Below are 7,500 nucleotides of genomic sequence, written 5' to 3'. Positions count from 1 at the left end.
GGCACAGAGCAGGGGGTAGCGACTGTTTATCAAAAACACAGGGCTCTGCGAACTCGAGAGAGGACGTATAGGGTCTGACGCCTGCCCGGTGCCGGAAGGTTAAGAGGAGAGGTGCAAGCCTTGAATCGAAGCCCCGGTAAACGGCGGCCGTAACTATAACGGTCCTAAGGTAGCGAAATTCCTTGTCGGGTAAGTTCCGACCTGCACGAATGGCGTAACGACTTCCCCACTGTCTCCAGCACCGACTCAGCGAAATTGAATTCCCCGTGAAGATGCGGGGTACCCGTGGTCAGACGGAAAGACCCTATGAACCTTTACTGCAACTTTGCACTGGCGTCAGAAGTGGACTGTGTAGGATAGGCGGGAGGCGATGAAGCGAGGGCGCCAGCTCTCGTGGAGCCAACCTTGAAATACCGCCCTGGCTTCTTTTGACGTCTAACCCAGTCCGGTCAGCCCGGGCGGGGACCGTGCATGGTGGGCAGTTTGACTGGGGCGGTCGCCTCCCAAAGTGTAACGGAGGCGCGCGATGGTGGGCTCAAGCCGGTCGGACATCGGCTGTCGAGTGCAAAGGCATAAGCCCGCCTGACTGCGAGAGTGACAGCTCGAGCAGAGACGAAAGTCGGCCTTAGTGATCCGGTGGTCCCTCGTGGACGGGCCATCGCTCAACGGATAAAAGGTACTCTAGGGATAACAGGCTGATCTCCCCCAAGAGTCCACATCGACGGGGAGGTTTGGCACCTCGATGTCGGCTCATCGCATCCTGGGGCTGGAGCAGGTCCCAAGGGTTCGGCTGTTCGCCGATTAAAGCGGTACGTGAGCTGGGTTCAGAACGTCGTGAGACAGTTCGGTCCCTATCTGCCATGGGTGTCGGAGACTTGAGAGGATCTGTCCCTAGTACGAGAGGACCGGGATGGACGTACCTCTGGTGGGCCGGTTGTCGCGCCAGCGGCACAGCCGGGTAGCCAAGTACGGACGGGATAACCGCTGAAAGCATCTAAGCGGGAAACCCACCTCAAGACGAGGTCTCCCTGAAGAGCCGTGGAAGACCACCACGTCGATAGGCCGGATGTATAAGCGCGGCAACGCGTTCAGCTAACCGGTACTAATCGCTCGTTCGGCTTGTGATCCGGCGTCATGACGGGGCAACCCGTCGGGCCCATGCGCAGCACGAAGCGCGGCCCCCGGCACATCACTGCATCGCACGCAGAACCCACTTGCCCCGCTCAGCGGGGCGTCCCCGGATCGGATGACCTGGTGGCTTTGGCGAGGGGCCAACACCCGATCCCATCCCGAACTCGGCCGTGAAAACCCTCAGCGCCCATGGTACTGCGTCTCAAGACGCGGGAGAGTCGGTCGCTGCCAGGTCTTCCGATCCGGGGACTGCCACGGAACCATCGCATCTTGCCCAGGCTTCACCGCGGGGTGGAGCAGCCCGGTAGCTCGTCAGGCTCATAACCTGAAGGTCACAGGTTCAAATCCTGTCCCCGCAACCATGCGCGCCCGCTAAGTCAAAGGCTTTGCGGGCGCTTTGATTCTACGCTTATGTTTCCGTCGCGCCCGTGGAAGCACTGTGGAAGCAAGAGGGCGCGAAATCTTTCGCGGCGGCGCGAAGCCGTATCGCACGTGACCTGCATTTCGTTTTGGTCATGGCTGCCACTTTGAACCGCCCCGGGTTTGCCGGAGGCTCCACCCTCTCAGGAGTTGGAGCCTCCGGCAAACCCGGGGCGGTTCAGTTTGCATCGTAGGGGATGTGCCGGAGGTCGTGATGGATCTTGGCGATGTCCGCCCGCGTCACCTCGGTCACGCGGTGACGCCCCAAGGCGGGGATGATCACCCGCTCCAGCATGCGACGATAGCCCTTGGCCGTGCTCTCCTTGACCCGCACTGAGATGTGCTCCTTGTCGAAGCGCTCGGCGAGCTCCTTTACCGTGATGGCCTGCCGATCGGCGTCGCGCTTGGCCGCCGGGTCCTCGCCATTCTTTGCCGCGGCGACGATGGCGATCGCCCGCGTGCGTGCCTGCTCGCAGGTGAGCACGGTGCTGAGGCCCAGGCTCATCCGCCGGGACCGGCGGCCGGCGCGGTACTGGACGATGTAGCTCTTCCGCTTGCTCGGCAGGACGCGCAGGCCGAAGCCGGGAATGTCGTCGTCCCAGATGAAATACTCGGTCGCGCGGATCTCCGCGGCGTCGACAATGCGTTTGGTCAGCTTCGGCATATGGGCGCGATGAGCTCCGATGGTCGATCTGCTTCCAGACATCGACCGCGCCCGCCCGTGGAAGCATGGTGGAAGCAAGAGGACGAAAACCGCGGCGCGAGCCTGCGAAAAAGCAGAGTGCTCACCGTTCCGCCGGAAGTCAACTAAGTCATTGAAAATGCGAAGAAAAATGAAGTTATGCGCAGTGCTGCGAGGTCGCTTCCCAGACCCTCATAATCTGAACGTAGCAGGGCGAAGTCCTGCGTAGTTCCGGCTGGTCGGAGCGAAAACCTGCGCAGCGATTTTCGGGGTGCCGCTTCCCGCACAACCCTTTGGAACTGCGCCGCTTTTCGCTCCCTTTCGAGCCCTCTTGCTTCCAGCGATTCGGGTGGGACGCCGCAAGGCCCGGAATTCTGCGGCTGCTTCCACGGCGACCTTCAGGGCATGACCTGAAGGTCGCGCTTGAAGCGTCTTCGACAGATTCGTTTGTTTCGGATATTGCGCTTGTGGGATGGCGGGGCTATATTGTCGGTGACCGAAGAGGAGAGACCCATGGCCACCGTGGCAATGATGACCGTTCTCCCGTCCCGAGAGGAGGTGGAACTCGCCCGCGCCTCCGGGCAACGGCTGGCGCCGCTCGCGCGTCTGGGCCGCCCCTTGACCCTTCGGGTGCGCGACGCCGGCCAGGAGGAGACCATCGAATTGCCGGCCGGGGCGGTGAGGCTTCTGGTCGAGATTCTGGAGGACATGGCGTCGGGCAGGGCCGTCACCATCGTGCCCCGAAACGCCGAGCTCACCACCCAGCAGGCCGCCGACTTCCTGAACGTGTCCCGGCCGTTCCTGATCCAGCTTCTGGAGGAGAAGAAGATCCCCTATCGCAAGGTGGGCACGCACCGCCGCGTCCGCTTCGAGGATGTCTTGCGCTACAAGGAGGGGATCGACGCCGAGCGCCGCAAGGTGCTCGATGCGCTTGCCGCCGAGGCTCAGGAACTGGGCATGGGATACTGAACCTTGGGGAGCTTCACGGCCTTTCTCGATGCCTCGGTCCTCTACCCGGCGCCGCTCCGCGATCTTCTCCTGGAGCTCGCGGTCTCGGATCTCTATCGGGCTAAATGGTCGAACGCCGTCCACGAAGAGTGGATCAATGCGCTGCTGCGCACGCGCACCGATCTCACCCGGGAGCGGCTGGAGCGGACGCGCGACCTGATGAACGCGCACACGCGCGATGCGCTGGTCACGGGTTACGAGGACCTGATCGACATCCTGAACCTGCCGGACCCGGACGACCGCCACGTGCTGGCCGCGGCGATCAAGGGGCGGGCCGATCTCATCGTCACCGCCAACCTCAAGGACTTTCCGGCCGAGGCCTTGGAGCCCTGGGGCATCGAGGCGCAACACCCGGACGAGTTTCTGACGCATCAGTTCCATCTGTCGCAGCCTGTGTTCCTCAAGGCCGTGAAGACCGTGCGCCTGCGCCTCAAGAACCCGCCGAAATCCGTCGAGGAGTATCTCGACACGTTGCGGGCGCAGGGGCTGCTCGCGACCGTCAACGAGATCGCGCCGTTCGATCAGTTCATCTGAGTGCTTCCATGGCTTCGAAGAAGACGTTGACCGCCGAAAACCTCGAAGCCCTGGGCGCGCGGCGCCTGGCCGCGCTGCTCATGGACATCGCCGACGATGACGCCGCGGTGAAACGGCGCCTGCGGCTGGAGCTTGCTGTCAGGGAGGCGCCCAAGACCGTAGCGGCGGAGGTGCGCAAGCGGCTCACCCAGATCGGGCGCGCAGGCTCCTTCGTCGACTGGCGCAAGATTCGAGACCTCGCTGCCGATCTGGAAACCCAGCGCCGGACGATCGTCGATCAGGTGGCGAAGATCGATCCTGCCGAGGCGTTGGAGCTGATGTGGCGGTTCATGGGTCTCGCCGAAGCGGTGCACGAGCGCTGCGACGACAGCAACGGGGTGGTCGGCGACGTGTTTCGCGGCGCCTGCCGCGATCTCGGCCCGCTTGCGGAGTTGGCGAAGCCCGATCCCGTCGCCTTGGCCGATCGCGTCTTCGCCGCGCTCCATGAGAACGATTACGGTCAGTACGATGATCTGATCGAGGCGCTCGCGCCGGCTCTGGGAGCTCAGGGCCTCGACCATCTGAAGGCGCGTTTCGTCGAGCTGTCGAAGACGCCCGTCGAGAGCCCCCCTGAAGAACAGCGCAAGGTCATCGGCTGGGGCGCGGGCGGGCCGATGTATGAGGACGAAATCAAAGAGCGCCGCCGCGTGAGCACCATCCGCCTCGCCCTACAGGAGATCGCGGACGCCCAGGGCGACGTCGACGCCTTCGTCGCCCAGTACGACGAGAAGACGAGAAAGGTCCCGAAGATCGCGGCCGAGATCGCGCGGCGCCTGCTGGCAGCCGGCCGTGCCGACGAGGCGCTTGAAACGATCGAGGCAGCCGAGCACAGGCGAGGCGGTTGGCCGGACTTCGATTGGGAGGACGCGCGCATCGAGGCGCTTGACGCACTTGGCCGGGGCGATGACGCTCAGGCCGCCCGCTGGTCATGCTTCGAGCGCGCACTCAGCGCCGAGCATCTGCGCGCCTACCTCAAGCGGCTGCCCGACTTCGACGATGTCGAGGCCGAGACGCGGGCGCTCGATCATGCGGAGCGCTACGAGAGCCTGCTTCAGGCGTTGGCGTTCTTCGTCTCCTGGCCCGCCCTGGACCGGGCCGCACGCCTCGTGACTCGGCGGGCGGGGGAGCTCGACGGCAATCACTACGAGATCCTGTCACCAGCCGCTGATGCGCTCGCCGGCAAGCATCCGCTCGCCGCGACTCTCGTGCTTCGGGCGATGATCGGCTTCACCCTCGCCAAGGCGCGGTCGAGCCGATACCGCCACGCCGCGCGGCATTTCCTGGAGTGCGCGAGTCTCGCGTCATCGGTCGCCGATTATGGCGCCTTCGGGACCCACGAAGCCTATGCCGCCCGGCTGAAGGCCGAGCACGGCCGCAAGAGCGGGTTCTGGAGCTTGATTTCCTGAAGGCGAGCCGGACAGCAAACTCATCGTGCGCGTCACAACGAGGATTGTCGATACGCCCGATCTTAACTTGGAAACGAGCCGAACGAATACTTGGCCTCTGAACGAGCGTCCGCCCATGGAAAAAACATAAGCGTTTCGCATGCAGATATTCGGATTCAAATGCTTAAGTTGCTTCCACGCCATCAAAGGGCGGAATTCTGGAAGCACTGTGGAAGCAAGGGAGAAGGAAATGGCGCGAAACGGCACGAAGTGATGCGAAAGTTAATCTCGCGAACATCGGCGCCAAGTAGCGCAAATTGCGGGCTATATCGAAGAATAGATAAAGTAATCGAGGTCCATTCCGTTTCACTCATAACCTGAAGGTCACAGGTTCAAATCCTGTCCCCGCAACCATGCGCGCCCGCCCGGCTTTCGCCCGGCGGGCGTTCTTGTCTTCGGCTCGCGCGCGTCAGCGCGGCGCTGGCCCGGCGGACACCTCGAATAACCGGCCGGCTGGATGCTGCTGAGGGTCGTTGGGGGCGGCCGCGCTTGCGAGTGGGTCACGTCCGTCAACGTGGTGGAGAATTGGTGCGCTGGCGAGGTGGTCATGGCTCAGGCGGCCCTGGGTGGGAGTTGCAGGGTCTCGTTGGCCGGCGGCGGGTTGAGCAGTTCGGCGAGTGCCTCGACGCCCATGTAGCGGTGTTGCAGCTGCCACTCGTCGTTGGCCTCGAGCAGCACGGCGCCGATCAGGCGAATGATCGCGGCTTCGGAAGGGAAGATGCCGACCACATCGGCGCGGCGCTTCACCTCCTTGTTCAGGCGTTCGAGCGTGTTCACCGAGTGCAGCTTGGTGCGATGCGCGGGCGGGAACGCCATGTAGGCGAGCACGTCGTCCTCGCTGTCGTCCATCAGGGCGCCGAGCTTGGGCCATCGCGGGCGCAACTGGTCGGCGACGTGGCGCCAGGTCTGGCGGGCAGTGGCCTGGTCGGATTGCAGGAAGGCCTGGCGCAGTGCGGCGGCGGCCATCGACCCGTGCGCCTTCGGCACGTGGGCAAGAGCGTTGCGCATCCAATGAACGCGACAGCGTTGCCACGTCGCACCGAGAATGCGGGCGATCGCGCTCTTCAGCCCCTCGTGCGCGTCGGAGACGACCAGCTTCACGCCGCGCAGGCCGCGCTTGACCAGGCTCTTGAGGAAGCTGGCCCAGAACGTCTCCGCCTCCGACGGGCCGATGTGCAGCCCAACGATCTGCCGCCGCCCTTCGGCGTCGCACGCGACCGCCACTATCGCGGCGACCGAGACCACACGGCCACCCTCGCGCTGGCGCAGATAGGTCGCGTCCAGCCACAGATACGGCCAGTCGCCGCAGAGCGGCCGTTCCAGGAACGCTGAGACCCGCTCGTCGATCTCCTTGCAGAGCTTCGAGACCGTGGACTTCGAGATCCCCGTCAGACCCATCGCCTGCACCAGATCGTCCACCCGCCGGGTCGAGACGCCGCCGATCCAGGCCTCCTGGATGACGGCGACCAGCGCCTTCTCCGAGGTCTTGCGCGGCTCCAGGAAGGGCGGGAAGTAGCAGCCCTGCCGCAGCTTCGGGATGCGCAGCTGCATCCGCCCGAGCCGGGTATCGAGTGTGCGGTCGCGGTAGCCGTTGCGCCAGTTCAGCCGCTCGCCGCTGCGCTCGTAGCGGCCGGCGCCGATCACGCCTTCCACGTCGACCTCCATCAGCAGCTGCAGCACCGCCTCGGCGACGCTGCGCAGGAAATCGCCGTCGCCTGCTTTCGCCAGCAGTTCGGCCAGTGGCAGTCTCTCCTCGGTCATCGGGTCCTCGGTCGGTCGGGGGAGCGTCGCAACCCCACCCTAGACCGCCAGGCCGATGACCACCTCCAACCTACACCCCGGCCAACGCGGGAATCTCCACCACCAGCGCGGACGCTACCAGTCACGCGGCCAGTTTCTGGTCGTCGAGCGTGGCGTAGTAGCGTTCCTCGGCTTCGGCTGGCGGGATATTGCCGATGGGCTCCAGCAGCCGGCGATGGTTGAACCAGTCGACTCAGGTCAGCGTCGCGAACTCGACGGCCTCGAAGCTCCGCCACGGCCCGCGCCGATGGATCACCTCGGCCTTGTAGAGGCCGTGGATCGTCTCGGCGAGCGCATTATCGTAGCTGTCGCCGACGCTGCCGACAGAGGGCTCGATGCCCGCTTCCGCCAGCCGCTCGGTGTAGCGGATGCTGACATATTGCGATCCGCGGTCCGAATGATGCACCAGGCCGCGGCGATGCGCAGGTCGCCGCTCATGCA

Annotated in this window: 5 protein-coding genes, 1 tRNA gene, 2 rRNA genes and 1 pseudogene (1 of these 9 only partly in view); 6 read left to right on the top strand and 3 right to left on the bottom strand. The window is 64.4% G+C overall.

Going from position 1 to position 7,500, the window contains the following annotated elements:
• From F563_RS0119515 to F563_RS0119505, 3 genes are all read left to right on the top strand, one after another.
• Positions 1 to 1,127 (top strand): 23S ribosomal RNA (locus F563_RS0119515); it begins 1,632 nt to the left of the window's first position.
• 123 nt (positions 1,128 to 1,250) lie between these two features.
• A 5S ribosomal RNA gene (gene rrf / locus F563_RS0119510) occupies positions 1,251 to 1,365 on the top strand.
• Between the two features lie 51 nt (positions 1,366 to 1,416).
• A tRNA-Met gene (locus tag F563_RS0119505) sits at positions 1,417 to 1,493 on the top strand.
• A 236-nt stretch (positions 1,494 to 1,729) separates the two neighbouring features.
• On the opposite strand, the gene F563_RS23425 is transcribed toward F563_RS0119505, so the two are convergent.
• Positions 1,730 to 2,215, bottom strand: a complete 486-nt coding sequence (locus F563_RS23425) for an integrase arm-type DNA-binding domain-containing protein (protein ID WP_019016379.1) — start codon at positions 2,213 to 2,215, stop codon at positions 1,730 to 1,732.
• A gap of 531 nt (positions 2,216 to 2,746) precedes the next feature.
• On the opposite strand from F563_RS23425, the gene F563_RS0119495 reads away from it, so the two are divergent.
• The 3 genes from F563_RS0119495 to F563_RS0119485 are packed head-to-tail and all read left to right on the top strand — an operon-like array spanning position 2,747 to position 5,220.
• Positions 2,747 to 3,202: an excisionase family DNA-binding protein gene (locus F563_RS0119495; RefSeq protein WP_019016378.1), complete on the top strand. Its 456-nt coding sequence runs from the start codon at positions 2,747 to 2,749 to the stop codon at positions 3,200 to 3,202.
• 3 nt (positions 3,203 to 3,205) lie between these two features.
• A complete protein-coding gene (locus tag F563_RS0119490) occupies positions 3,206 to 3,775 on the top strand; it encodes a PIN domain-containing protein (protein ID WP_019016377.1) in 570 nt (189 codons plus the stop codon).
• Between the two features lie 8 nt (positions 3,776 to 3,783).
• Positions 3,784 to 5,220, top strand: a complete 1,437-nt coding sequence (locus tag F563_RS0119485) for a DUF6880 family protein (protein WP_019016376.1) — start codon at positions 3,784 to 3,786, stop codon at positions 5,218 to 5,220.
• 591 nt (positions 5,221 to 5,811) lie between these two features.
• Here F563_RS0119485 and F563_RS0119480 read toward each other — a convergent pair.
• Both F563_RS0119480 and F563_RS23420 read right to left on the bottom strand, forming a co-directional pair.
• A complete protein-coding gene (locus F563_RS0119480; protein ID WP_019016375.1) occupies positions 5,812 to 7,020 on the bottom strand; it encodes an IS256 family transposase in 1,209 nt (402 codons plus the stop codon).
• 121 nt (positions 7,021 to 7,141) lie between these two features.
• Positions 7,142 to 7,500 (bottom strand): annotated as a pseudogene (locus F563_RS23420) (integrase core domain-containing protein); the annotation flags it as partial.

The sequence above is a fragment of the Elioraea tepidiphila DSM 17972 genome (assembly GCF_000378465.1).
GTDB classification, from domain to species: domain Bacteria; phylum Pseudomonadota; class Alphaproteobacteria; order Acetobacterales; family Acetobacteraceae; genus Elioraea; species Elioraea tepidiphila.
The sequence above is the reverse complement of the archived record's forward strand: the minus strand, read 5'-3'. Positions and strand labels throughout refer to the sequence as shown.